This window comes from Pseudomonas parasichuanensis, assembly GCF_021601385.1.
Classification (GTDB): domain Bacteria; phylum Pseudomonadota; class Gammaproteobacteria; order Pseudomonadales; family Pseudomonadaceae; genus Aquipseudomonas; species Aquipseudomonas parasichuanensis.
The window spans coordinates 217,909-242,965 of sequence record NZ_BQHO01000005.1 but is presented as its reverse complement, the minus strand read 5'-3'; the positions used below and the strand labels follow the sequence as shown (position 1 = coordinate 242,965).

22 protein-coding genes are annotated in these 25,057 nt (G+C 65.9%); 15 read left to right on the top strand and 7 right to left on the bottom strand.

The features are described 5' to 3' along the window. Positions 1-123: 123 nt before the first annotated feature. The 3 genes from fecA to L6D77_RS06685 form a co-directional block, all read right to left on the bottom strand. Positions 124-2,454: a TonB-dependent Fe(3+) dicitrate receptor FecA gene (gene fecA, locus L6D77_RS06695; protein ID WP_232882143.1), complete on the bottom strand. Its 2,331-nt coding sequence runs from the start codon at positions 2,452-2,454 to the stop codon at positions 124-126. A 198-nt stretch (positions 2,455-2,652) separates the two neighbouring features. After that, positions 2,653-3,576 (bottom strand): FecR domain-containing protein, encoded by a 924-nt coding sequence (locus tag L6D77_RS06690; protein ID WP_232882144.1) that lies wholly within the window; start codon positions 3,574-3,576, stop codon positions 2,653-2,655. Next, entirely contained in the window at positions 3,573-4,067 is a 495-nt protein-coding gene (locus tag L6D77_RS06685) for a sigma-70 family RNA polymerase sigma factor (protein WP_232882145.1), read from the bottom strand. Before L6D77_RS06685 ends, L6D77_RS06690 begins: the two co-directional genes overlap by 4 nt. A gap of 172 nt (positions 4,068-4,239) precedes the next feature. On the opposite strand from L6D77_RS06685, the gene L6D77_RS06680 reads away from it, so the two are divergent. From L6D77_RS06680 to L6D77_RS06655, 6 genes are all read left to right on the top strand, one after another. Further along, positions 4,240-4,545, top strand: a complete 306-nt coding sequence (locus L6D77_RS06680) for a DUF3649 domain-containing protein (RefSeq protein WP_232882146.1) — start codon at positions 4,240-4,242, stop codon at positions 4,543-4,545. Continuing rightward, positions 4,542-6,104, top strand: a complete 1,563-nt coding sequence (locus tag L6D77_RS06675) for a PepSY-associated TM helix domain-containing protein (protein ID WP_232882147.1) — start codon at positions 4,542-4,544, stop codon at positions 6,102-6,104. The genes L6D77_RS06680 and L6D77_RS06675 overlap by 4 nt, the downstream gene beginning before the upstream one ends. After that, positions 6,104-6,430, top strand: a complete 327-nt coding sequence (locus L6D77_RS06670; protein WP_232882148.1) for a DUF3325 domain-containing protein — start codon at positions 6,104-6,106, stop codon at positions 6,428-6,430. The genes L6D77_RS06675 and L6D77_RS06670 overlap by 1 nt, the downstream gene beginning before the upstream one ends. Positions 6,431-6,452: 22 nt before the next feature. Further along, the gene (locus tag L6D77_RS06665; RefSeq protein ID WP_373870574.1) at positions 6,453-7,010 is read left to right on the top strand and encodes an RNA polymerase sigma factor; all 558 of its coding nucleotides are present in this window, start codon (positions 6,453-6,455) and stop codon (positions 7,008-7,010) included. Beyond that, a complete protein-coding gene (locus tag L6D77_RS06660; RefSeq protein ID WP_232882150.1) occupies positions 7,007-7,978 on the top strand; it encodes a FecR family protein in 972 nt (323 codons plus the stop codon). Before L6D77_RS06665 ends, L6D77_RS06660 begins: the two co-directional genes overlap by 4 nt. A gap of 216 nt (positions 7,979-8,194) precedes the next feature. Then, complete coding sequence (locus L6D77_RS06655) at positions 8,195-10,597, top strand: TonB-dependent siderophore receptor (protein WP_232882151.1); 2,403 nt, start codon at positions 8,195-8,197, stop codon at positions 10,595-10,597. A 30-nt stretch (positions 10,598-10,627) separates the two neighbouring features. Here L6D77_RS06655 and L6D77_RS06650 read toward each other — a convergent pair whose 3' ends face one another. Then, on the bottom strand, positions 10,628-11,503 hold the full coding sequence (locus L6D77_RS06650) for a helix-turn-helix domain-containing protein (RefSeq protein ID WP_232882152.1): 876 nt from the start codon (positions 11,501-11,503) through the stop codon (positions 10,628-10,630). A 262-nt stretch (positions 11,504-11,765) separates the two neighbouring features. Between L6D77_RS06650 and L6D77_RS06645 the strand changes: the two genes are divergently transcribed. Continuing rightward, complete coding sequence (locus L6D77_RS06645) at positions 11,766-12,668, top strand: DMT family transporter (RefSeq protein ID WP_232882153.1); 903 nt, start codon at positions 11,766-11,768, stop codon at positions 12,666-12,668. Between the two features lie 113 nt (positions 12,669-12,781). Here L6D77_RS06645 and L6D77_RS06640 read toward each other — a convergent pair whose 3' ends face one another. Both L6D77_RS06640 and L6D77_RS06635 read right to left on the bottom strand, forming a co-directional pair. Beyond that, the gene (locus L6D77_RS06640) at positions 12,782-13,756 is read right to left on the bottom strand and encodes a 2-hydroxyacid dehydrogenase (protein ID WP_232882154.1); all 975 of its coding nucleotides are present in this window, start codon (positions 13,754-13,756) and stop codon (positions 12,782-12,784) included. A gap of 226 nt (positions 13,757-13,982) precedes the next feature. Continuing rightward, complete coding sequence (locus L6D77_RS06635; RefSeq protein ID WP_125462652.1) at positions 13,983-14,930, bottom strand: LysR family transcriptional regulator; 948 nt, start codon at positions 14,928-14,930, stop codon at positions 13,983-13,985. A 180-nt stretch (positions 14,931-15,110) separates the two neighbouring features. On the opposite strand from L6D77_RS06635, the gene L6D77_RS06630 reads away from it, so the two are divergent. The 6 genes from L6D77_RS06630 to L6D77_RS06605 all read left to right on the top strand — a co-directional run bounded on the left by L6D77_RS06630 (position 15,111) and on the right by L6D77_RS06605 (position 21,734). Then, on the top strand, positions 15,111-16,649 hold the full coding sequence (locus L6D77_RS06630; protein WP_232882155.1) for an efflux transporter outer membrane subunit: 1,539 nt from the start codon (positions 15,111-15,113) through the stop codon (positions 16,647-16,649). Next, entirely contained in the window at positions 16,646-18,823 is a 2,178-nt protein-coding gene (locus tag L6D77_RS06625; protein WP_232882156.1) for an FUSC family protein, read from the top strand. The genes L6D77_RS06630 and L6D77_RS06625 overlap by 4 nt, the downstream gene beginning before the upstream one ends. Next, positions 18,813-19,013, top strand: coding sequence for a DUF1656 domain-containing protein (locus L6D77_RS06620; RefSeq protein WP_008097766.1), 201 nt, complete (start codon positions 18,813-18,815; stop codon positions 19,011-19,013). The genes L6D77_RS06625 and L6D77_RS06620 overlap by 11 nt, the downstream gene beginning before the upstream one ends. A 10-nt stretch (positions 19,014-19,023) precedes the next feature. Then, on the top strand, positions 19,024-19,884 hold the full coding sequence (locus tag L6D77_RS06615) for an efflux RND transporter periplasmic adaptor subunit (RefSeq protein ID WP_232882157.1): 861 nt from the start codon (positions 19,024-19,026) through the stop codon (positions 19,882-19,884). A gap of 202 nt (positions 19,885-20,086) precedes the next feature. After that, positions 20,087-20,413, top strand: a complete 327-nt coding sequence (locus L6D77_RS06610; RefSeq protein WP_232882158.1) for a helix-turn-helix transcriptional regulator — start codon at positions 20,087-20,089, stop codon at positions 20,411-20,413. Then, on the top strand, positions 20,403-21,734 hold the full coding sequence (locus tag L6D77_RS06605) for a type II toxin-antitoxin system HipA family toxin (RefSeq protein WP_232882159.1): 1,332 nt from the start codon (positions 20,403-20,405) through the stop codon (positions 21,732-21,734). The genes L6D77_RS06610 and L6D77_RS06605 overlap by 11 nt, the downstream gene beginning before the upstream one ends. A 23-nt stretch (positions 21,735-21,757) precedes the next feature. Here the strand turns inward: L6D77_RS06605 and L6D77_RS06600 are convergent, their stop codons facing one another. Further along, a complete protein-coding gene (locus L6D77_RS06600) occupies positions 21,758-22,213 on the bottom strand; it encodes a universal stress protein (protein WP_232882160.1) in 456 nt (151 codons plus the stop codon). A 229-nt stretch (positions 22,214-22,442) separates the two neighbouring features. Here L6D77_RS06600 and L6D77_RS06595 point away from each other — a divergent pair, with 229 nt between their 5' ends. Both L6D77_RS06595 and L6D77_RS06590 read left to right on the top strand, forming a co-directional pair. Beyond that, complete coding sequence (locus L6D77_RS06595; RefSeq protein WP_232882161.1) at positions 22,443-23,348, top strand: LysR family transcriptional regulator; 906 nt, start codon at positions 22,443-22,445, stop codon at positions 23,346-23,348. Between the two features lie 143 nt (positions 23,349-23,491). Beyond that, on the top strand, positions 23,492-25,033 hold the full coding sequence (locus L6D77_RS06590) for an MFS transporter (protein WP_232882162.1): 1,542 nt from the start codon (positions 23,492-23,494) through the stop codon (positions 25,031-25,033). Positions 25,034-25,057 lie beyond the last annotated feature (24 nt).

Here is a 25,057-nt window from a genome sequence, read left to right as displayed (position 1 = left end):
GTTGGTCTTTTTGCGCCTCTTGACTCTAAGGTCAGGCATCCGCGCGATGAATTCAACCCCCTGCGCAATAAAAATTTCCTGTTGCAAAAAGCCCGGCAGTCGCCGGGCTTTTGTTGTCGTCGGTCAGAACTCAACCGAGGTCTGCAGGTATAGAGTACGGGGTTCGCCCACGTACTTGCCCTTGTTGTTGTCGTCGAACGAGCGGGTGTAGTACTCGCGGTTGAACAGGTTCTTCACCCCCACCGCCACCTTCAGGTTCGACAGTGCAGGGCCGAAGTCATAGCCGGCGCGGGTGCTCACCAGCATGTAGCCGGGGATGCGCCCGGTGCTGCCATCGGCGCTCTCGCTGCCGGTGTTGGCGTTGTCGGCGTACTGGCTGCTCTGGAAGCTGCTGTCCAGGTTCAACTGCCACGGGCCCTCTGTGTAACCCACCCCCAGGGTGCCCTTGTGGCGCGACGAGAACGGCACCTGGTTGCCCTTGTTCGGCCCGTCTTCACGGATGGTGGCATCGACGAAGGCGTAGCCGGCATGCACGTCGAAACCGGCCAGTGCCGGGCTCAGGCCATCGAGGGCGTAGCGCACGCTGGTCTCGATACCCTGGTGGCGGGTTTCGCCGCGGGCGATCACCGAATCGTTGGTCTGGTTGCTTTCGTACTGGTTGTCGAAATTGATCAAAAATGCGCCGATTTCCGCCTGCAAGTCGCCATTGTCGTAGCGAGTGCCGACTTCCCAGGTGCGCGCCTTCTCGGGTTTGACCTCGCCACTGCTGACACGGTTGGGCATCTGGCTGTACTGCACGCTGCCGAACGAGCCTTCGGTGTTGGCGTACAGGTTCCAGGTGTCGGTCAGGTGGTACATCACGTTGAGTGCCGGCAGGGCGGTGTTGTAGCTGCCCTGGTAGCGCTGGCCGTTGAGCTTGTTGCTCTGCTCCGAGTCGATCATCTCGTAGCGCACGCCCGGGGTGATGGTCCAACGGCCGATGTCGATGCGGTCATCCAGGTAGATCGCATGGGCCTCGGTGCTGCCACGGGTGTCGCGGTCATTGCGGCTGTCGGTGGTGGGCAACCGGTTGCTGTTGGTGGGCTCGCGATAGCGCAGTTCGTGGCCGGCCTCGTTGATATAGCGGTAGCCGATGCCCAGTTCGTGCCAGCTGTCACCCAGCGCCACGCCTTGGGAGAGGCGCGTCTCGATGCCGCGCACCCAGTACTCGCGCGGCGACAGCGACACGAAGCTGCCCTGGTCCAGGTAGCCACTGCGCAGGGTCTTGGTGAAGAAGCTGTTGACGCTGAACTGGCGGTCGTCCTGCTTGTAGTCGTAGCCGAAGTTGAACAGCGTGCGACGGCCCCAGAATTTGTCCTTGAGACGGGTCGACTGGTAGGGATCATCGTCGAACGCCGCGGCACTCAAGCCGCCCGGCATCTCGGCCTCGCCCTCGTAGTACTGGGCCATGGCGTGCAGGCTGTTGGCCTCGTCGAGCTGCAGCTTGCCCTTGAGCATCAGGTCGTCGATCTGCGTGTCGCTGTGTTCGCGCCAGTCGCTGCCGCGGGTGCCGGAGTACAGCAGGGCGCCGCCCAGGCCGTTGGCGTTGGTGCCGCCGATCAGCAGGTTGGCGTTGTTCTTCAGGCCATCCTGGCTGGACGACGGGCTGATCTGGTTCTGCATCGCCGCCTTGAACGTCGCCTCTTCAGGAATGGCGCGGGTGACGAAGTTGACGATGCCGCCGACGTTCTGCGGCCCGTAGCGCACCGCGCCGCCGCCGCGCACCACGTCCACCGCGTCCATGTTGCCCAGGCTGATCGGCGCCAGCGACAGCTGCGGCTGGCCATACGGGGCGAACGGCACCGGGATGCCGTCCATCAGCACGGTAGAGCGCGATGCCAGGCGCGGGTTGAGGCCGCGGATGCCGAAGTTCAGCGCCAGGTCGTGGCTGCCGGTGCCGTTGTTCTCCGGCGCGTTCACCCCGGGGATGCGGTTGAGCACCTCGCGGGCGCTGCTGGCGCCGCTGCGCTCGAACGCTTCACGGCGTATCACGTCGCGTGCACCGGGGTGTTCGAAGACGTTGTCCTGGCGCGCGTCGGCCAGCCAGTCACCGACCACGGTCGAGGCGCCCAGCTCCACGGCCGCGCCGCTGTTGCCGGCCTGCACCGGCTGCAGGCTGTAGGCGTTGTCGGCTTCCTGGCGTGCCTGCAGGCCGCTGCCGCGCAACAAGGCATCCAGGCCTTGGCTCACTTCGTACTGGCCATCCAGGCCGGGGCTGATCAGGCCTTGGGTCACTGTCGAGCCGAACGAGATCAGCGCACCGCTTTCGCGGCCGAACTGGTTGAGCGCGTCTTCCAGGTTGCCGGCGGCGATGTGGTAGCTGCGGGTGTCGGCGGCCTGGGTGGCGGGCACGGCGCAGCCCAGGCTGATGGCGAGCAGCAGGGCATGGGCGAGGGGGCTGGGGCGCAGAAGCATGGGGCGGTGGTCCTGTGAGAAGGGGGTTCTGCCTTCTCTGTCACGCGAGGTTCGGGAAATGGCTCAGGTTGATTCAAATAATTTTCAGGTTTCACCGGCCTCATCGCTGGCAAGCCAGCTCCCACAGGGACCGCGCGGACTTCTGGGTGAGGTGATACCTGTGGGAGCCGGCTTGCCGGCGATTGGGCCCCCGCAGGTTTAACCTGTGGCCGCTTCGACCGACACCCAGTACCGGGTAAAGCGCCGCACCTTCACCGGCAACGCCACCTCCAGCATGGCCAGGATCCGCTCGCTGTCCTCCAACGGATACGACCCGGAAATCCGCAAGTCGGCCACCCGTTCGCTGCAGCCCAATTGCCCAAGCCGGTAACGCGACAGCTCGGCAACAAAGTCCGAGAGGCGCATCTGCGACACCACCAGCATGCCGTCCACCCAGGCCGCGCGGTTCGGCTCCAGCGGCGCGATCGCCTGCCAGCCACCCCCGGCGAAACGCGCCTGGTGCCCGGCCAGCAAGCGCTGCCCGGCCACGCTGGCGCTGCCGCTGAACACCGTGACCAGGCTGAAACCGTCGAACTGGCGCACGTTGAAGCGCCCGCGGTCCAGCAGCAGCTCGCCTTCGCCGGTGCGCAGCCGCAGGGGTCGCGTATCGCTGGCAGCCTCCAGCAACAGCTCACCCTCCTGCAGGCGCACCAGCCGCTGCTGGCCATCGAAGCGCACATCGGCGGCGCTGCGGGTGTTCAGGTGCAACTGGCTGCCATCGTCGAGGGTCAGGCGCCGGCGCTGGCCAACCGGGCTGCGGTAGTCGGCCATCAGCCCCGGCAGCGGGTTGTGCTGCTGCAGGCCCAGCCCGGTGGCGCTGGCCACACCCACCAGCAACAACGCCTTGAGCGCCCGGCGCCGGGCCGGGGAGGGCGGCGCCTGCAGGGTCGCGTGCACCACCGGCGAAGCCACGCCGCGCAGGCGCTGGTTGACCTGCTGGATGTGCGCCCAGGCGCGCTGGTGCTCATGGTCGGCTGCCAGCCAGCGCTCAAGGGCCAGGTGCTGGTCGAAGCCCTCGGCCTGGGACTCGATCAGCCAGTGCACGGCCTGCTCGGCGACGCGGGGGGCGAACGTGGTGTTCATTGGGCGAAGTAGCAGCGCAGGGCTGCCTTGTGCAGGTAGCGCTTGACCGTCGCCAGCGAGATACCCAGCTCCCGGGCAATCTCGCCCTGGCCCAGGCCGTCGACCTGGGCCAGCAGGAAGGCACGCTTGACCAGCGGCGCCAAGCCATCGAGCAGGCGGTCGAGCTCCAGCAGGGTGTCGAAGATGATCGCCTTTTCTTCCTCGCTCGGCGCCACCTGCTCGGGCACCAGGGCCAGCGCCTCGAGGTAGGCGCGCTCCAGCTCCTGGCGGCGGAAGTGGTTGCACAGCACGCGCTTGGCCACGGTGGCGAGGAAGGCGCGGGGCTCTACCAGTTGCGGCGTTTCACGGGCCTGGAGCAGGCGCACGTAGGTGTCCTGGGCCAGGTCCGCGGCGCTTTGCGGGCAACCCAGGCGCCGCCGCAACCAGCCGGTAAGCCAGTTGTGGTGGTTGAGGTAGAGGCCTTCGACGGTAGAAGAGAGGGCGCTGGGCACCGATGCGACTCCGGCGCCTTGCTAGCGCAACTGGAAGTAAGAATTGTTCGCATTGTATTCAGCCCTCGACCATTCGGCAATCAGTGATGACCGGGCGCAGTTCATCCCCGATGCTTTGCTTATGAGAATTGAAATCATTACTATTGCACCCCCATTTCCCCGGACCACCGCGATGAAGAGCAAAGCCGCCGGCCTCCCCCTGAGCTATCGCCTGGCCGTGGCCTCACGCAGCCTGGCGGCACTGCTGGGCGGCTACCTGCTGGCGTCGCTGGCCAGCGTGTGCATCACCCTGCTCGCGCCCATGGCCCAGGTCGATGCCGCGCTCACCGGCATGATGCTGTCGTTCGTGGTCTACCTGCTGGCCTTCATCGGCTGCTTCGCCTGCCGCAGCGCCTGGCGCGCCTGGCTCGGCGTGCTGCTGCCAAGCCTGGTGTTGGGGCTGATCGCCGGGCTTGCCTACTGGATGAAAAACGGATGAAAGAGGGCTTTCGCCAGGCGATGGCCTGGTTGCACACCTGGACCGGGCTGATCTTCGGCTGGCTGTTGTTCGCCATTTTCCTCACCGGGACGCTGTCGTACTTCAAGGACGAGATCAACCACTGGAGCACGCCCGAAGTCCAGAGCCACCCGCTCGACCCGGTGGCCAGCCTGGCGCTGGCGCAGCGCTACCTGCAAAGCAACGCCGGCCACGCCAGCAGCTGGTTCATCCGCCTGCCCAGCGAGCGCGAGCCGGCGCTCGGCGTCAGCTGGCGCGACCCGAATGCTGGCGGGCGACGGGGTATGGTCAGGAAGGACCTGGACGCCGTCAGCGGCCAGGAAGTGGTGGGCCGCGACAGCCGTGGCGGCGAGTTTTTCTACCGCTTCCACTTCGAGCTGCAGATGCCCTATCCCTGGGGCCGCTGGCTGGCGACCTTCTGTGCCTTCATCATGCTGCTGGGCCTGGTGACCGGGATCATCACCCACAAGAAGATCTTCAAGGAGTTCTTCACTTTCCGCCCCGGCAAGGGCCAACGCTCCTGGCTCGACGGCCATAACGCCATCGGCGTGCTGGTGCTGCCGTTCCACCTGATGATCAGCTACAGCAGCCTGGTGATCTTCATGTACATGGTGATGCCGGCCAGCATCCTGGCCAGCTATGGCGACAGCGGCGGCTATTTCAACGACCTGTTCGGCCGCGACGAAACCCCGGCGCTGGCCGGCGTCGCGGCCCCCCTGGCGCCATTGCCGACGCTCTACGCCAAGGTGCAGGAGCAGGCGCCGGGTGCGCGCATGGGCTTCATCCAGGTGCAGAACCCCGGCGACGGCAATGCCCGGGTCACCTTCAGCCGCGCTTCGGCCGACAGCGTGGCCTACAAGCGCAGCGCCAACTGGACCTTCGATGGCGTCAGCGGCGCGCTGCTTACCCAAGGCGCGCCGGAGAGCGCGGCGATGATGACCTCGTTCACCTTCGTCGGCCTGCACATGGGCAACTTCGCCGGCCCGTGGCTGCGCTGGCTGTATTTCGCCTTCGGCGTGGCCGGCACGGCGGTGATCGGCACGGGCTTGGTGATGTGGCTGGGCAAACGCCAGCTCAAGCATGCCAAGAGCGGGCATATGCCGGTCGAGCTGCGCCTGGTCGAGGTGCTCAACATTGCCAGCATGAGTGGCCTGCTGCTCGGTGTGGCGGCGTTCTTCTGGGCCAACCGCCTGCTGCCGGTGACGTTGCAGGGGCGTGCCGACTGGGAGATCAACGCCTTCTTCCTGGCCTGGGCCCTGTCGCTGGCCCATGCCGTGCTGCGCCCCGGGCGCAGGGCCTGGGGCGAGCAGCTGGCGCTGGGCGCGCTGGCCTTCGCCCTGTTGCCGCTGCTCAACGCGCTGACCACCGGCCAGGGGTTGAACCATTCCATTGCCGTCGGTGACTGGGCCATGGCCGGGTTCGACCTGACGGCACTGGGCACCGGGCTGTTCCTCGCCTGGGCTGCCGGCAAGATGCTGCGCGCGCCCAAGGTGGTGGCCAAGCGCGCGCCCAAGGTCGCCAACGCCGTGGAGGTGAGCTGATGCTGAGCGTCGCGCTGCTGGGGTTCGCCGGTTTCGCCGCCTTGTGCCTGGCCATGGAAAAACACTTCAACGACCTGCTCGGGCGCAAGCCCACGGTCATTCAGCTCAAGGCCCTGCGCATCGGAGGCTGGGCGTTGTTGCTGCTGTCGCTGGTGCTGGCTGTGCACCTGCAAGGCCTGGCCCTGGGCCTGGTGCAGTGGATCGCCGTGCTGATGGCCGGGGTGACGCTGTGGGTGTTCGGCCTGCCGTACCAGCCTCGGCTGCTGGTGGGCCTGGCTGCGGCCAGCCTGGTGCTCGGGCCGTTGCTGGCCGTGCTGGCGGTGTAAGGCGTTGCGCGAGCCGGGGGAGGTGATCGACGCCAACGCCGAGGCCAGCCGTGGCCGGGCGCGCTTCGTCCAGGTGTTCCTTGCCCAGCGTGCGCGCATGGAGGCGCTGGTCAACCGGCGCATCGGCTGCCGCGCCACCGCCGCCGACCTGGTGCAGGAGCTGTTCCTGCGTTTCTGGCGCCGCCCCGAGGTCAAGGTCGAAGCCCTCGACACCTACCTGCTGCGCAGCGCCAGCAACCTGGCCATCGACTACCTGCGCAGCGAAGGCAGCCGCGACCGCGTGGCCGAAGGCCTGCAGCACACCGACGACGAACCCTTCGCCCAGGCGCCCGAACAGGCCCTGGAGGTCGACCATGACCTGCAGCGCATCGAGGCGGCGCTGCGCGCCTTGCCCGAACGCACCCGGCAGATCTTCCTGCTCAACCGCATCCACGGCTGCACCTACGGCGAGATCGCCAAGGCCATGCAGCTGTCCCAGAGCGCCGTGGAAAAGCATATGATGCGCGCCCTCGAAGCGTGCAAGGCGAGTGTCGCCGAAGCCGCACCCCCACCGCGCCGGCCAGGGAGCGCCCGTCGATGAGCCTCGAACCGCCAATCACTGCCGAGCAGTCCCAGGCCGCCCTGGGCTGGCTGATGCGCATCAACCAGCAGCCGGAGCAGGCCGAAAGCGCCGCGTTCAAGCGCTGGCTGCTGCAGGCCCCGGCCCATCGCCAAGCCTATGCCCAGGCCCAGGCCTTGTGGCGCCAGACCGAGGCCCCGGCCGCGCGCCTGGCCGCCGAAGAACAGGCCGGCCTGCAGCAGTACCTCGACGCCATGCGCCGCCCTGCCCGCAAACCCCATTGGCAGCGCTTTGCCGTGGCCGCCTGCCTGGTGCTGGCGCTGGGTGGGGTTGCCGGCTGGCAGCCGCAGCACTGGTTGCAGGACCTGCGCGCCGACTACAGCAGCGCCGAGCAGGTGCGCCAGGTGACTTTGGCTGATGGTTCAGAGCTGACGCTGGATGCCGGCACGGCGATCAGTGTGGACTTCGCTCACGGTGAGCGCCGTGTGCGCCTGCTGCGCGGTGCCGCGTTCTTCCAGGTGACCCACACCGGCGCGCCGTTTCTGGTGGATGCCAACGGCGGCCAGGTGCGGGTGCTCGGCACCCAGTTCGAAGTGCGCGAGCAGGGCGAAGGGGCCCAGGTCACGGTGCGCAGCGGCCGGGTGGCGGTGACGCCTGCCCAGGGCGAGCCGGCGCGGGAGCTGACCGCCAATCAGCAGGTGGCCTACGCCACCGGTGTGGCAGGCGCGGTCGAGGCCGTGGACAGCGACAGCCGCCTGGCCTGGCGCCAGGGCTGGCTGAACTACTACCAGGTGCCGCTGGGGCAGGTGGTCGAGGACCTGGGGCGTTACTACCCGGGGCGGATCGTGCTGCTCGACGGCGAACTGGCGCAGCGCAAGGTCAGCGGCAGCTTCCCGGTGGCCGAGCCACTGCTGGCGCTGGATTCGCTGGGCAAGGTGCTGGGGTTCTCGCGGCAGACGCTGTTGGGGCGGCTCACCGTCCTGCGCTAGGTGTGTTGTCGCTACCGGCCAATCGCCGGCAAGCCGGCTCCCACAGGGGCGGCGCGGCCCTTTGTGGGAGCCGGCTTGCCGCCGATTGGCCGTTACAGGCGCAGACAACCGCAACTTTTTTCACCAGGACGGTGAGGTATCCGTTCACGGCATCCGTGTAGTGAGTGGAAGTGCGATTCATTCGCAAACGATCATCCCTCTCACAGGTCAGCGTCCATGAAGTTCACCCCGCGTTGCGTCCCGCTCTGGTTCGGCCTCAGTACCTTGTCGCTGCTGGCCATGGCCCCCCAGGCAATGGCCGAGCAGCAGAGCCAGGCCTATGCCTTCGCCCAGCCAAGCCAGCCGCTGGCCCAGGCGCTCAACGCCTTCAGCCGCACCACCGGGCAGAGTGTGGTCTACACCCTGGCACTGCCCGACCTGCAGGCGCCGGCATTGAACGGCACGTTCAGCGCCGAGCAGGCCCTGCAGCAGCTGCTGGGCAGCTCCGGCCTGAGCTGGCGCCGTCTCGACGGCCGCACGCTGACCCTCGAACAGGCTGACAGCTCGGGGGCCGTGAACCTGCAAGCCACCACTGTGACTTCCCTGGCCGACGACTACAGCTACCAGCCCCCGGCCAGCGCCTCGATCATGCGCGGCCAGGGCCCGACCCAGGACATTCCCCAGGCGATCAACGTGGTGCCCGCGCAGGTAATCCGCGACCAGGCGCCGCGCAACCTCGACGATGCGCTGTACAACGTCAGCGGCATCACCCAGGGCAACAACTTCGGCGGCACCGCCGACACCGTGATGAAGCGCGGCTTTGGCGACAACCGCGACGGCTCGATCATGCGCGACGGCATGCCGATCGTGCAGGGCCGCGCGCTCAACGCCAGCACCGAGCGGGTCGAGGTGCTCAAGGGCCCGGCCTCGTTGCTGTACGGCATCCAGGACCCGGGCGGGGTGATCAACGTGGTCAGCAAGCGCCCGCAGCTTGTCCAATACAACGCCGTCACCCTGCGCGGCTCGACCTACGGCAGTGGCAAGAACGGCAGCGGTGGCGGCCTGGACAGCACTGGCGCGCTGGGCGACAGCAACTTTGCCTACCGGCTGATCGTCGACCATGAAGACGAAGACTACTGGCGCAATTTCGGCGTGCACCGCGAGTCGCTGGTGGCGCCGTCGTTCGCCTGGCTGGGCGAGGACACCCAGGTGGTGCTGGCCTATGAGCACCGTGAGTTCAGCTACCCGTTCGACCGCGGCACCGCCTTCGGCAGTGACGGGCACCCGCTGAACATCCCCGCCAGCCGCCGCCTGGACGAACCGTTCAACGACATGGAAGGCCGCTCCGACCTGTACCGCCTGGAGGTCGATCACACGTTGAACGACGCCTGGAAAGCCCACTTCGGCTACAGCTTCAACCGCGAAACCTACGACGCCAGCCAGGTCCGCGTGACCGGGGTGAACGAGGCAAAAGGCACGCTGACCCGCAGCATCGACGGCACCCAGGGCGCCATGAGCCGCGATCAGTTCGCCACCTTCAGCCTCAACGGCAACGTCGAGCTGGCCGGCCAACGCCATGACCTGCTGGTCGGTGTCGACCACGAGGACCGCAAGATCTACCGCGCCGACCTGATCCGCCAGAACAGCCGCTCGACCTTCAGCTACCTCAACCCGGTCTATGGCCGTGAAGTGGAAGGCACCACGGTGCGCGCCAGTGACAGCGACCAGACCGACGAACTGCGCAGCGACTCGCTGTTCCTGCAGGATGCCTGGCACCTGGACGATCACTGGATCCTGGTCGCCGGCGGGCGTTTCCAGCAGTTCGACCAGTACGCCGGCCGTGGCCGCCCATTCAACGTCAACACCGACAACAGCGGCCAGACCTGGGTGCCCCACGCGGGCCTGGTCTACAAGCTCGATGAGCAGCTGTCGTTCTATGGCAGCTACAGCGAGTCGTTCAAGCCCAACTCGACCATCGCGCCGCTGAGCATCGGCGGCGGCCAGACCCTCACCCTCGATTCAGGCATCGAGCCGGAGCAGGGCAAGTCATGGGAGCTGGGTGCCAAGCTGGATATCCCGGGCCGGGTGACCGGCACCCTGGCGCTGTTCGATATCAACAAACGCAATGTGCTGGTGGCTGACGGCGATACCCAGCCCGGCACCATCATCTACAGCAATGCCGGTGAAGTGCGTTCACGCGGCGTCGAACTGGACCTGACCGGGCAGCTCAGTGAGCGCTGGAGCCTGATCGGCGCCTACGCCTTCACCGATGCCGAAGTGACCAAGGACCCGGACCTTGCGGGCAATCGCCTGCAGAACGTCGCCCGTCACAGTGGTTCGCTGTCGGCGGTGTATGACTACGGCAGCCTGTTCGGCGGCGACCGCCTGCGTGTGGGGGCGGGTGCCCGCTATGTGGGTGAGCGTGCTGGCAACGCGACCAATGACTTCGACCTGCCGGCGTATACCGTGGCCGATGCCTTCGCCAGCTACGAGACCAAGCTCGACGAGCACAAGGTGCTGCTGCAACTGAACGTGAAAAACCTGTTCGACAAGGTGTACTACACCTCGGCGGTGAACCGGTATTTCGTCGCGGTGGGGGATGCGCGGCAGGTGAGCCTGTCGAGTACCTTGGAGTTCTAAACAAGCGGGACCGCTTTGCGGTCCCAGCGATCAACAGGCAAACGCCGCCCGATACTCCCCCGGCGTCGCCCCCAACGCCTGCCTGAAGCGGTTGCTGAAATGGCTGGCACTGGCAAACCCGCACAGTAACGCCACCTGCCCCAGCGGCAATTGCCCCAGGCGCAACAGCTCACCGGCCCGATGCAGGCGCCGGGCCAGCAGGTACTGGTGCGGCGGCAAACCGAAGCTGGCCCGGAACATCCGCGCAAAGTGGTATTCGGACAGGTTGCAGCGCAGCGCCAGCTCACCCAGCGTCAGTGGCTGGTCGAGGTTGGCTTCGATGTATTCGACCAACTGCCGGCGCTGGTGCGGCGCCAGCCCGCCCTTGAGTTTCAGCCCCTGGCGCAGCCCCGCCTGGTGCAGCACGGCATGGTCGATGATGGCGTGCCCCAGGCTGCTGGCCAACAGCCGTTCGCCGGGCTCGGCCCAGTCCAGCCGGATCAGCTGGCGAAAACGTTCGGCCTGCTGAGGATCCTCAAGAAACGTCGCCTCGCGCAGTTGCATCTCTCGTGGCTCACGGTCGAGCAGGCGGGTGCAGCCCAGGGCGAACTGCGCCTCGCTGATGTACAGGTGGGCCAGGCGGATCGAGCCGTTGACCACCCAGTTCGACTCGTGGCCGGCGGGCATGATGCACAGCTTGCCCGGCGAGCCTTTGTCTGCCGGGCGCTGGCGGCGGAAGGTGCCGGTGCCGTCGGCGATGTAGCAGGACAGGGTGTGGTGGCTGGGGGCCTGGTAGTCGCGCGCATCGTCACGGTTGCTCCACAACGCCGCCGCCAGCCCGTCGCCCAGGTGCGCGCTCAGCTCCAGGCGGGCGTGGGGGGAGGCGTGCATGGCGTTGAAGACTTGCAGGTGATCGAGTGCGGGCATGGGCGGGTCCTCTGGTGGCCATCGTACTGCGATGGCGAGGGGCTGGCAGCTACCTGATGAGCAAAAGCGCAAGTTTGTGCAAGCGCAGGGGCGGCGCCAGGTGAAGACTGCAAGGCCTGGCGAGGGCTGCGCCCTCGATCGCTGGCAAGCCAGCTCCCACAGGAATGTGCAGCCCAGGAGGTTTGCACTTCACCTGTGGGAGCCGGCTTGCCGGCGATGGGTCGCACAGCGGCCCCGGGTTCCAATGCCTGAGGATGTCACCATGAACCTGTCGCTCTACCTGCTCACCGTCCTGATCTGGGGCACCACCTGGATCGCCCTCAAACTGCAGCTGGGCGTGGTCGCCATCCCGGTGTCGATCGTCTACCGCTTCGCCCTGGCCGGGTTGATCCTGTTCGCCATCCTTCTGCTTAGCCGGCGCCTGCAACCCATGGACAGGCGCGGCCACCTGGTGTGCATGGCCCAGGGTTTCTGCCTGTTCTGCGTCAACTTCATGTGCTTCCTTACGGCCAGCCAATGGGTCGCAAGCGGTCTGATCGCCGTGGTGTTTTCCACCGCCACCCTGTGGAATGCGCTCAATGCGCGGATCTTCTTCGGCCAGAAGATCGCCGCCAATGTACTCGCCGGCGGTGCCATGGGCCTGCTGGGTCTGGGGCTTTTGTTCTGGCCGGAGCTGTCACACCACGCCGCCAGCCGCGAAACCCTCTACGGCCTGGGCCTGGCGCTGCTCGGCACCTTGTGTTTCTCGGCCGGCAACATGCTCTCCAGCGTGCAGCAGCGGGCCGGGCTCAAGCCCATGACCACCAATGCCTGGGGCATGCTCTACGGCGCATCGATGCTGGCGGTGTACTGCCTGGTCAGCGGCATCCCGTTCCAGATGGAATGGAACACGCGCTATATCGGTTCGCTGCTGTACCTGGTGATCCCGGGCTCGGTGATCGGCTTCACCGCCTACCTCACCCTGGTCGGGCGCATGGGGCCGGAGCGCGCAGCCTACTGCACGGTACTGTTCCCGCTGGTGGCGCTGAATGTGTCGGCGTTCGCCGAGGGGTATCAGTGGACACCGCCGGCGCTGTTGGGCCTGGTGGTGGTGATGGCGGGGAATGTGCTGGTGTTTCGCAAGCCTAAGGCTAAAGCAGTAACGATGACGGCGATGGCCAAATAGGACACTGCCAATCGTGATGCCTTCTTCGCGGGTAAACCCGCTCCCACAGGTATCTAGCTAACCTGTGGGAGCGGGTTTACCCGCGAATAGGCAAGCACTGTCAACAGAGTGTCTCAGCCCTTCCACACCTGCGGATTCACCAGGTCCCGCGGCCGCTCACCCAGCAGCGCCGCGCGCAGGTTGTCGATCGCCCGGTTGGCCATGGCCTCGCGGGTTTCGGCGGTGGCCGAACCGACGTGCGGCAGCGTGAGGGCATTGGGCAGCTTGAACAGCGGCGAGTCGGCCAGCGGCTCCTTCTCGTACACATCCAGGCCGGCGCCACGGATGGTCCCGGCCTGCAGCGCCTCGATCAACGCCGCCTCATCCACCACCGGCCCACGGGCGATGTTGATCAGGAACGCGCTGGGCTTCATGAGCTTCAACTCACGGGCGCCGATCAACTTGCGGGTGGCCTCGGACAGCGGCACCACGATGCAGACGAAATCGGCCTCGGCCAACAGCTCATCCAGGCTACGGAACTGTGCGCCCAGTTCCTGTTCCAGCGCTGCCTTGCGGCTGTTGCCGGCGTACAGGACGTTCATGTTGAACCCGAAGCGGCCACGGCGGGCGATGGCCGCGCCGATATTGCCCATGCCGACGATCCCCAGGGTCTTGCCGTGCACGTCGGTGCCGAAGTGCGCCGGGCCCACGGTGGCCTGCCACTGGCCGGCCTTGGTCCAGGCATCGAGCTCGGCGGTGCGGCGGGCGCAGCCCATGACCAGGGCGAAGCCCAGGTCGGCGGTGCTTTCGGTGAGCACGTCGGGCGTGTTGGTCAGGGCGATGCCGCGTTCGTTGAAGTAGGCCAGGTCGTAGTTGTCGTAGCCGACCGAAACGCTCGAGACCACCTCAAGCTTGCCCGCGCCTTCGAGCTGCGCGCGGCCGAGCTTGCGGCCCACGCCGATCAGGCCATGGGCCTCGGGCAGGGCTTCGTTGAACTGGGCGGCGATGTCGCCCAGTTTCGGGTTGGGCAGGATCACGTTGAAGTCTTGCTGCAGGCGTTCGGCCATTGCCGGGGTGATGCGGCTGAAGGCCAGGACGGTCTTTTTCATCGGGCTTCTCTGCAAGGCGGGGGAGTGGAGTCGGGTAGAAAAGCGGGGCCGCGTTGCGGCCCTTTCGCGGCGCAAGGCCGCTCCTACAAAGGGAACGCGTGCCTCCTGTAGGAGCGGCCTTGTGCCGCGAAAGGAGGGCAACGCCCTCCCATGGCCCTTTCTGCCAGACGCTGAAATCAATGGTTAGCAACCTACCATTGTCCCGCGCCCCAATGCAGCAGCTTTTTCAGTTGGCGATTAGCACCTGGTGGGTCTTCAGGTCCGCCTCATGGGCCGCCAGAATCTCCGGCAGCGAGTTGCGCAGGTACTCGACCCAGGTCTTGATCTTGGCATCCAGGTACTGGCGCGACGGGTAGATCGCGTACAGGTTGAGCTCCTGCAGGCGGTAGTCGGGCATGATCCGCACGATGCTGCCATCGCGCAGGGCATCGATGGCCGAATAGATCGGCAGCACCCCCACGCCCATGCTGCTGCGGATCGCGGTCTTCATCGCATCGGCCGAGTTCACCTGGAACGGCGAGGTGGTGATGTTGACCAGCTCCTGGCCCTCCGGCCCGTCGAACAGCCACTTTTCCAGCGGGATCACCGGGCTGACCATGCGCAGGCACGAATGCTTGAGCAGGTCGGCCGGCTTGTGCGCGGTGCCGTGGCGCGCCACGTACTCGGGCGAGGCGCAGACGATGCTGTAGGTGATGCCCAGGCGCTGCGAGACGAAGCCCGAGTCCGGCAACTCGGTGGCCAGCACGATGGACACGTCGTAGCCCTCGTCGAGCAGGTCGGGCACGCGGTTGGCCATGGTCAGGTCGAAGGTCACGTCCGGGTGCGATTCGCGGTAACGGGCGATGGCATCGACCACGAAATGCTGGCCCACGCCGGTCATCGAATGCACCTTCAGTTGCCCGGCAGGGCGGGCGTGGGCATCGCTGGCCTCGGCTTCGGCCTCCTCGACGTAACTCAAGATCTGTTCGCAGCGCATCAGGTAGCGCTTGCCTGCCTCGGTCAGCGCGATGCGCCGGGTGGTGCGGTTGAGCAGGCGGGTTTGCAGATGGGCTTCCAGGTTGGAGACCGCGCGCGAGACGTTCGCGGTGGTCGTATCCAGTTGCACGGCGGCGGCAGTGAAACTGCCGAGCTGGGCCACACAACTGAAAGCACGCATGTTTTGCAGGGTGTCCATGGGTCACTCTCGGGTTAGAGGACAAAATTGTGACATGAAGTAACGTGAATGCACGTTCGACCAAAGCCGGATTATCGCTGTTTTGGTAACAAAGATTCGCAGGAATATGCGCTTATCGCCAATGAAACCCACCCCTAGAATGGCCCAGCCCCTCCACCTCTTCCTCGGGAAATCGCAGCTGTGCCGCGTCGCCACATCGGAGCGCTCCGAGCGCTCAGTGCCTGTGCCCTTAGCTTGTCCTTGAGCGGCTGTATCGGAACCTGGGGCATTGCCCCGCAAAGCAAGACAATCCAAGCCAACCAATTGACCACCGACGCCGCCATTCGCGAGGCGGCGCGTGATGCCCATTGGCCGGCCCAGCAGTGGTGGCGCGCCTATGGCGACCCACAATTGGACGGCTGGGTAGCGCTGGCCCTGCAGGGCAGCCCGAGCATGGCCATGGCCGCCGCGCGGGTGCGTGAAGCCAAGGCCATGGCCGGCGTGGTCGAGTCGGCCGAGCAGCTCCAGGCCAACGGCCAGGCCACGCTCAAACGGCACAACTGGCCCGAGGATCAGTTCTACGGCCCCGGCGCACTGTCCGGTGCCAACACCTGGGACAACAACGCCGCTATCGGCTTCAGCTACGCGCTGGACCTGTGGGGCCGTGAACGCAATGCCACCGAGCAGGCCGTGGATCAGGCCCACATGAGCGTCGCCGAAGCGCGCCAGGCCCAGCTGGAGCTGGAAAGCAACGTGGTGCGCAGCTACATCCAGCTCAGCCTGCAGTTCGCCCGGCGTGACATCGTCCAGGCCGAGCTGGCCCAGCAGGAGCAGATTGTCGCCCTGGCCAAGCGCCGCCTCGACGGTGGCATCGGCACCCATTTCGAGGTCAGCCAGGCCGAAGCGCCGCTGCCCGAGACCCACCGCCAGATCGACAGCCTCAACGAAGCAATCGCCCTGACCCGCAACCAGCTGGCGGCCCTGGCCGGCAAGGGCCCGGGGGAGGGCGGCAAATTGCAGCGCCCAAGCCTGACCCTCGGCGCGCCGCTCACGCTGCCGTCGAACCTGCCCGCCGAACTGGTCGGCCAGCGCCCCGACGTGGTCGCCAGCCGCTGGCAGGTCGCCGCCCAGGCGCGCGGCATCGATGTGGCCCATGCCGGCTTCTTCCCCAACGTCGACCTGGTGGGCAGCCTCGGCTTCATGGCCACCGGCGGCGGCCCGCTGGAATTCCTCACCGGGCGCAAGTTCAACTACAACGTCGGGCCGGCCATCACCTTGCCGATCTTCGATGGCGGACGCCTGCGTTCGCAGCTGGGCGTGGCTTCGGCCGGCTATGACGTGGCCGTGGCGCGCTACAACCAGACGGTGATCGGCGCGCTGAAGAACATCTCCGACCAGTTGATCCGCCGCGAGTCGATGAAAGAGCAATCACACTTCGCCGCCGAATCCGTGGCCGCCGCGCAGAAGACCTACGACATCGCCACCGTGGCCTTCCAGCGCGGCCTCACCGACTACCTCAACGTGCTCAACGCCCAGACCCTGCTGTTCCGCCAGCAACAGGTGCAACAGCAAGTGCAGGCCGCGCGCCTGATCGCCCATGCCGAGTTGGTCACCGCCCTGGGCGGTGGGCTTGAAGCCGGCAAGGACGTACCGGATGAGCAGCGCCAGGCCGCACCGAAGACCCCGGCCGCCCTGACGGTAGTCGACAAACTCCTCGACCACGCGGACCACGCCCAATGAGCGCACTGAGTTTGCCCCTGCGCTGGCTGCAAAGCCTGGAATGGCGCCGGGGGTTCTTCGCCTGGGCGCGCACCGACGGCGTTACCTGGGTGTACATCTTCAAGGTCCTGGCCGCCGCCTTCATCACCCTGTGGCTGGCCATGCGCCTGGAGCTGCCGCAGCCGCGCACGGCGATGATCACCGTGTTCATCGTCATGCAGCCGCAAAGCGGCCATGTGTTCGCCAAGAGTTTCTACCGGGTGCTCGGCACCCTGGCCGGTTCGGCGATGATGGTCGCGCTGATCGCGATCTTCCCGCAGAACACCGAGCTGTTCCTGCCCAGCCTGGCCCTGTGGGTGGGCCTGTGCTCGGCCGGGGCCATGCGCTACCGCACCTTCCGCGCCTACGGTTTCGTGCTGGCCGGCTACACCGCGGCGATGATCGGCCTGCCGGTGCTGGAGCACCCCGACCAGGCGTTCATGGCGGCGGTGTGGCGGGTGCTGGAAATCGCCCTGGGCATCCTGGTGTCGACCTTCGTCAGCGCCGCGATCCTGCCGCAGTCGGCCAGCGCCGCCATGCGCAACGCCTTGTACCAGCGCTTCGGCACCTTCGCCGGGGTGGTGGTCGAAGCGCTGCGCGGCGACAGCCAGCGCGACCGCTACGAGACCAGCAACGTACGCTTCGTCGCCGAGGCGGTGGGGCTTGAGAGCCTGCGCAACGTCACCGCCTTCGAAGACCCGCACATGCGCCGCCGCTCTGGCCGGCTGGTGCGCATGAACAGTGAGTTCATGGCCATCACCACCCGCTTCAACGCCCTGCACCGGCTGCTGGAGCGCCTGCGCGCCCGTGGCCCGCTGCAGATCGTCGGCGCCATCGAGCCGGGCCTGGAGACGCTGGCCGAGCTGCTGCAGCCTTACGTAGGCCGAGCCCTGACCGATGCCGACGCTTTGCGCCTGGCGCTGGAACTGGGCACCTACAAGGAAGGCCTGCAGGCTCAAGTGCGTGGCTTGCGGGCGGACTACCTGGAAACCAATCCCAGCGAGTCCGACCTGCTCGATTTCCACACCGCCTTCGAGCTGCTCTACCGTTTCGTCGACGAGATGTACAGCTACGCCGAGACCCACGCCTCGCTGGCCGCCCATACCCACGAGCGCGAGCAGTGGGACGAGCCCTACGTGGCCCAGACCAGTTGGCTGGTGTCGCTGGCCGCTGGCGTGCGCGCCTCGGCGGTACTGTTGCTACTGGGCAGCTACTGGCTGCTCAGCGACTGGCCCAGCGGCGCCATGATGACCCTGATCGCCACCGTCACCGTGGGCCTGTCGGCGGCCTCGCCGAACCCCAAGCGCATGTCGTTCCAGATGGCCTGCGGCACCGCCATCGGCGCCTTCATCGGCTTCTTCGAAACCTTTTTCGTGTTCCCCTGGATCGACGGCTTCCCGTTGTTGTGCATGGTACTGGCGCCGGTGTTCGTGCTCGGCGCGTTCCTCGCCTCACGCCCAGCCTATGCCGGCTATGGCCTGGGCTTGCTGGTGTTCTTCGCCATCGGTTCGGTGCCCAACAACCTCACCGTCTACAACCCCTACACCTTCATCAACGACTACATCGGCATGGTCATCGGCATGTTCGTCTGCGCCGCCGCCGGGGCGATCATCCTGCCGCCCAACAGCCGCTGGTTGTGGAGCCGCCTGGAGCAGGAGTTGCGCGAGCAGGTGCTGTTCGCCATCAGCGGGCGCCTGCGCGGCCTGGGCTCGGCCTTCGAAAGCCGCACCCGCGACCTGCTGCACCAGGCCTATGGCCTGGCCGCCGGCAAGCCCCAGGTGCAAAGCGAGCTGATGGGCTGGATGTTCACGGTGCTTGAGATCGGCCACGCCGTCATCGAACTGCGCAAGGAGCAGGCCCGCGCGCCGGTGCACCCGGCCTATGCCGAATCGCAGCCGTGGCGCCAGGCCATCCGCGTGATGGGCCGGGCGTTGGCGCGGCTGTTCCTGCAACCCAGCGCCAGCAACCACGAACGCGCCCTGGTGGCGGTGGACCATGCCATCAGCCGGGTGCAGGCCACCGACGAACCCTTCGCCCGGCACTTCGACACCTCGGTACTGCGCCGGGCGCAGAGCTACCTGCACTTCATCCGAACCTCCCTGCTCGACCCACAATCGCCACTGGCACCGGCGAAAGGACTGCACCATGCCCCGTGAGATCGCCTTCCATGGCGTGTACATGCCCACCATGACCTTGATGTTCCTGTTCGCCCTGGGCCTGGCCTGGGGGCTGGACCGCTTCATTGCCAGCCATGACGGCTACCGCTTCTTCTGGCACCCGGCGCTGTTGCGCCTTTCCCTGTTCGTCTGCCTGTTCGGCGCCCTGGCGCTGTCGCTCTACTGGTGAGAAACCTTCGATGAAAAAGTTCTTCAGCCTGATCGCCACCCTGCTGGTGCTGACCGCTGCCGTGGTGATCGGCCGCCAGTTGTGGCTGCACTACATGACCACGCCCTGGACCCGCGACGGCCGCGTGCGCGCCGACATCATCAACGTCGCCGCCGACGCGCCGGGCTATGTGGTGGACGTACCGGTCAAGGACAACCAGCGGGTGAAGAAGGGCGATGTGCTGATCCGCATCGACCCCGAGCACTACCAGCTGGCGGTGGACCAGGCCAAGGCGCTGGTGGCATCGCGCAAGGCCACCTGGGAGATGCGCAAGGTCAACGCCAAGCGCCGCGCCGACATGGACAACCTGGTGATCTCGAAAGAGAACCGTGACGACGCCAGCAACATCGCAAGCTCCGCCCTGGCCGACTACCAGCAGGCCCAGGCCCAACTGGCGGCGGCCGAGTTGAACCTCAAACGTACGCAGATCGTCGCTACCGTCGATGGCTACGTGACCAACCTGAACATCCACAAGGGCGACTACGCCCGCACCGGCGAGGCGGTGATGGCGGTGGTGGATGAAAACTCGTTCTGGGTGTACGGCTTCTTCGAGGAGACCAAGCTGCCCCATGTGAAGGTGGGCGATGTGGCCGAGCTGCAGATGATGAGCGGCGAGCGCCTCAGCGGGCATGTGGAGAGCATTGCCCGGGGTATCTACGACCGCGACAACCCGCAAAGCCGCGAGTTGATCGCCGATGTGAACCCGACCTTCAACTGGGTAAGGCTGGCGCAGCGGGTGCCGGTGCGGATCCATATCGATGAAATGCCGCAGGGGTACCTGTTGGCGGCGGGGACGACTTGTACGGTGGTGGTTAAGCCGAGCGAGGGTTGATTCGGACGTTGAGCTGGCATGACTGACGCATTCGCGGGTAAATCGCAGCGGCGAATGCGCAGGTGATTCCAACGGAGCTATTCTGTCATTCATTGGTCTACAAAAAGATCATTAAGTCATTTAAAGATCTTTATAAAGTACAATTTGTTGCCAATGCTCGTGCAAAGAGGATAATCCGCATACAGCCTGTGGAGTGCATCCCATGTCACAACGCACCTATTCGCCCACCACCCAGGGCGCTCTACACCTCTTTAGTCAGCTCATTGCGCTCAAGCGCAAGGAGCGGGGCCTGACCCAGCAGGACCTTGCCGACCGGGTGGGTGTGACCAGAGGTACACTGCGTCGCATTGAAGCGGGTGATCCGAAATGTGAAATCGGCTTGGTGTTCGAAGTGGCCTATCTGTTAGGTATCCATCTGTTCGATGCCCCTGCGCATTACAACAACCTTGCAACCTCGCTGCAGGACAAGTTGGCCCTGCTGCCGGCACGTGTCCAGAAACCACGGCAGGAGGTGAGCAATGACTTCTAGTTCGACAGCGTCAACGCCTTGCTTCGTCTGGACCTGGCTACCTGGTGCCTGCCAGCCTGTCGTTGCCGGGCGGCTGGTGCGCCAGGGCGATGATCGGTTTGCCTTTCTCTATGGCCGCAGTTACCTGGAAAATCCTCAAGCGATCCCCCTGAACTCACTTGAGCTACCACTGGGCAGCGAAATCATCGCGCCGCCTGAGGGCATGAAACTGGCCAGTGGTGTCCGAGATGCATCGCCCGATGCCTGGGGCCGGCGAGTCATCATCAACAGGCTATACGGCAAGGCAGGTTCGGCCGCCTATAACCAGGACCTGGACGAGCAGACTTACATGCTCGAGTCGGGGTCGGACCGCATCGGTGCGCTCGACTTTCAGGTTTCGCCAAGCCATTACGTTGCGCGAAGCAACGACAACGCGACATTGGCAGAGCTGCTCGACGCTGCGGCGCTGGTTGAACAGGGGATACCCCTGACGCCTGAGCTGGATCAGGCACTGCGCCATGGATCGTCCATTGGCGGAGCAAGGCCCAAGGCGTTGATCCAGGAAGACCTGCGCAAATATGTCGCCAAGTTTTCGGCCTCCAACGACACCATCAGTGTGGTGAAGTCTGAGTTCATCATGATGCGCCTGGCCAGCTTGCTGGGCTTGAATGCAGCGCCCGTGAAACTGGAAAAGGTGCTGGGCAAGGATGTCTTGCTCATCGAGCGCTTCGACCGCGTCAGGCTTGCCGATGGCTGGGCACGCAAGATCATGGTGTCTGCGCTTACGCTGCAGGGGCTGGATGAAATGATGGCCCGCTACACCAGCTATGAAGCCCTGACCCATGTGATCCGCAAGGACTTCCAGGACCCACGGGCCGATCTTCATGAGCTTTTCGCAAGACTGGTGTTCAATGTGCTGTGTGGCAACACCGATGACCATGCGCGCAACCATGCTGCGTTTTTCGACGGTCGGGTCTATTCGCTGACACCGGCCTACGACATATGCCCGCAAAGCCGCTCGGGCAACGTGGCTAGCCAAGGCATGTTGATCATGGGGCAGGCCAATCAGAGCCAGGTAGCCCTCTGCCTGGATGCCGCACACCTGTTCCTGCTTGATCGAGGCGAGGCCCGGGCGATCGTCATCGGCCAACTTGAAGCTATCGGTGCGCATTGGCAGGCAGTCTGCCGGCAATCGGCGATCAGCATCGTCGACCAGAACGTACTCGCTACCCGTCAGATGCTTAACCCGTTTGCCTTTGAGAATCTAGGCAAAGATGACGAGGACATTGCCCTGTTGGCCGAGCGTATAAGGCCTGGCTTACTGGCTGCCGCGCTCACTTGATTACTTGGGGTATTTGTACGGGTTCAGGGATGATTGGCCGCACCAACCAGCACCGGCACCTGTACCCGGTCGATCACTTTGGCGCTGATCGACGGATCCAGCAGTCGTCCAAGCCGCGACAGATGGCGGTGCCCCATGATGATCAGCTCGCACTCCAACTCCTGGGCCTTGGCGACGATGACGTCCTCCGGCTGGCCGGCGACCATGCAGCCCAGGCTGTCGAAGCCGGCTTCGCGCAAAGTCTTCACGGCGCTGCTCACGGCCTGTTCAGCCAACTGCTGCTCGTCGCAGGCGGCGGGGTATTCCTCCAGCTCTTGCTCGGTGTAGGCCGTGCGCTGCTCGTGCACGGCGAAGGTCGCGTCGATGGCCAGCAGCACGTGCAGGGTGTGCTCGCCGGGGCGGCAGTAGCGGCGGGCGAGGGTGAGCAGGCTGGCGACGGCGGGGGAGGCGTCGATGGCGATCAGGACTGGGTGAGGCATGTGCAATCCTTTGAAGAAGGGGTGGCAGTGCTGGCCTCTTCGCGGGCAAGCCCGCTCCCACAGGTGATGCGCACGCCGTGGGAGCGGGCTTGCCCGCGAAGAAGCTCACGCCATTGTCGAGTCATTCACCCCGGCAAATAAATGGCCCCCCACGCACGGCGCCGTTGCGTCTGACGCAATCGGCAACCTGATACCATCGCGTTTCCCACAGCTGTCACGGACAACAGCCATGCAACTCCCGGACATGAACCTGCTCGTCGCCCTCGATGTGCTGCTCGACGAGGGCAGCGTGGTCGGCGCCGCGCAGCGCATGAACCTGAGCCCGGCGGCCATGAGCCGCACCCTGGGGCGCATTCGCGAGGCCCTTGGCGACCCGATCCTGGTGCGCGCCGGCCGTGGCCTGGTACCGACGCCGCGGGCGCTGGCCCTGCGCGACCAGGTGCACGGGCTGGTGGAGCAGGCCGGGCTGGTGTTCCGCAGCCGCGAAGACGTTGACCTGGCCAACCTCGAGCGGGCCTTCAACATCCGCACCAACGACCTGTTCATCGCCCTGTACGGCGCCCAGCTGCTGCGCATGATGCTGGCCCAGGCGCCGCGCACGGTGCTGCGCTTCGTGCCCGAGGGCAGCGGCGACGACGATGCGGTGCTGCGCAACGGGCAGATCGACCTGATCATCAGCTCGGCCGTCGAGCTGGGGCCGGAGATCAAGGTGCAGAGCCTGTTCAATACCTACTTCGTGGGGATGGCCCGCGAGGATCACCCGATCTTCGATGGCCCGATCACCCCCGAGCGTTTCGCCGCCTACCCGCAGATCAGCGTGTCGCGGCGCGGGCGGGCCAATGGGCCGATCGATGTGTCGCTGGCCGAACACAAGGTGGAGCGGCGGGTGGCGCTGATCACCACCAGCTTCCATTCGGCGATGTTCTCGCTGCCCGATTCCGACCTGATCCTGCCGATGCCGGCCAATATCCTCAACAGCGTGCAGCGGCTGAAGCTGCCGCTGCGCTCGTTCGAGATCCCGGTGCCGTTGGAGCCGGTGAATGTGAAGCAGGCCTGGCACCCGCGGTTCGACAATGACCCGGCGCATCGCTGGTTGCGACAGACGTTGAAGGCCTGTGGCAGCCTGGATCCCTGAGTCTGGCTGATGTGAGGTGCGCCCCCGAATGATCTCCGATTGCGTATGACGCAACATAAACCTGTAAACAAGTCAGTTTTCGTCAGCATTCGACCTTCTTAGACTTCTCCCAGCCCTGAATTTGTTGCTGGAGATGTCATTCCATGAGTTCCCTGACCGCGCCTTCCGCCGCGCTGGCCGCCGCCCCCGCGCCGGCCGCCCCTGCGCAAACGGCGTTCGGCCTGCGGGTGGTGGTGGGGTTGTTCGGCGTGTTGCTGGCGGTGTTGTGCGCCGGGCTCAACGAGGCGGTGACCAAGATTTCCCTGAGCGATATCCGTGGCGCCATGGCCATCGGCGCCGACGAAGGCGCCTGGCTGCTGGCGGTGTACAGCGCCGCCTCGGTGTCGGCCATGGCCTTCGCCCCGTGGCTGGCCACTACCTTTTCGCTGCGCCGTTTCACCATGACCGCCGTCGGCCTGTTCGCCGTGCTCGGCCTGATCCAACCCTTCGCCCCCAACCTGCACAGCCTGATGTTGCTGCGCATTGTGCAAGGCTTCGCCTCCGGCGCCTTGCCACCGATGCTGATGAGCGTGGCGCTGCGTTTCCTGCCGCCGGGCATCAAGGTCTACGGCCTGGCCTGCTACGCCCTGACCGCCACCTTCGGGCCCAACCTGGGCACGCCGCTGGCGGGCCTGTGGACCGAATACGTCGGCTGGCAGTGGGCGTTCTGGCAGATCATCCTGCCCTCCCTGCTGGCCATCGCCTGCGTGGGCTGGGGCCTGCCCCAGGACCCGCTGCGCCTGGAGCGCTTCAAGCAGTTCGACTGGCGCGGCGTGCTGCTCGGCCTGCCGGCGATCAGCAGCATCGTGCTTGGCCTGTCGCTGGGTGACCGCTGGGGCTGGTTCGACTCGCCGCTGATCTGCTGGCTGCTCGGCGGTGGCCTGCTGTTGCTGGTGCTGTTCATGTACAACGAATGGTCCGAGCCGCTGCCGTTCTTCCAGCTGCGCATGCTGTCGCGGCGCAACCTGAGTTTCGCCCTGGTGACCCTGGCCGGGGTGCTGATCGTGCTCTCGGGGGTGGGCAGCATTCCGTCTGCGTACCTCGCGCAGATCCAGGGCTATCGCCCGGCGCAGACCAGCCCGTTGATGATGCTGGTGGCCATGCCCCAGCTGATCGCCCTGCCGTTGACGGCGGCGCTGTGCAACATCCGCGCGGTGGACTGCCGTTGGGTGCTGGCGCTCGGGCTGGCCATGCTGGCGGCGTCGTGCGTCGGCAGCAGCCTGCTCACCTCGCAGTGGATCCGCGGCGACTTCTACCCTTTCTACCTGCTGCAGGTGTTCGGCCAGCCGATGGCGGTGCTGCCGCTGCTGATGCTCTCCACCAACGGCATGACCCCGCAGGAAGGCCCGTTCGCCTCCAGCTGGTTCAACACGGTCAAGGGCCTGTCGGCGGTGATCGCCGGTGGCCTGCTCGATGCCCTGGGCACCGTGCGCCGGCATTTCCATTCCAACCACCTGGTCGACAGCCTGGGCAATGCGCCGCTGATCGACGACAACACAGCCGGCCTGGCCAGGCGCATTCATGAGCAGGCCCTGGTGCTGACCTCGGCCGACCTTTACCTGGTGATGGCGGGCTTCGCCGTCGCCCTGATCTGCCTGATCCCCTTCGTGCCTACCCGGATCTACCCACCGCGTGCGGTGGCCTGAGCCTGTGGATGAATTCGAGAAACC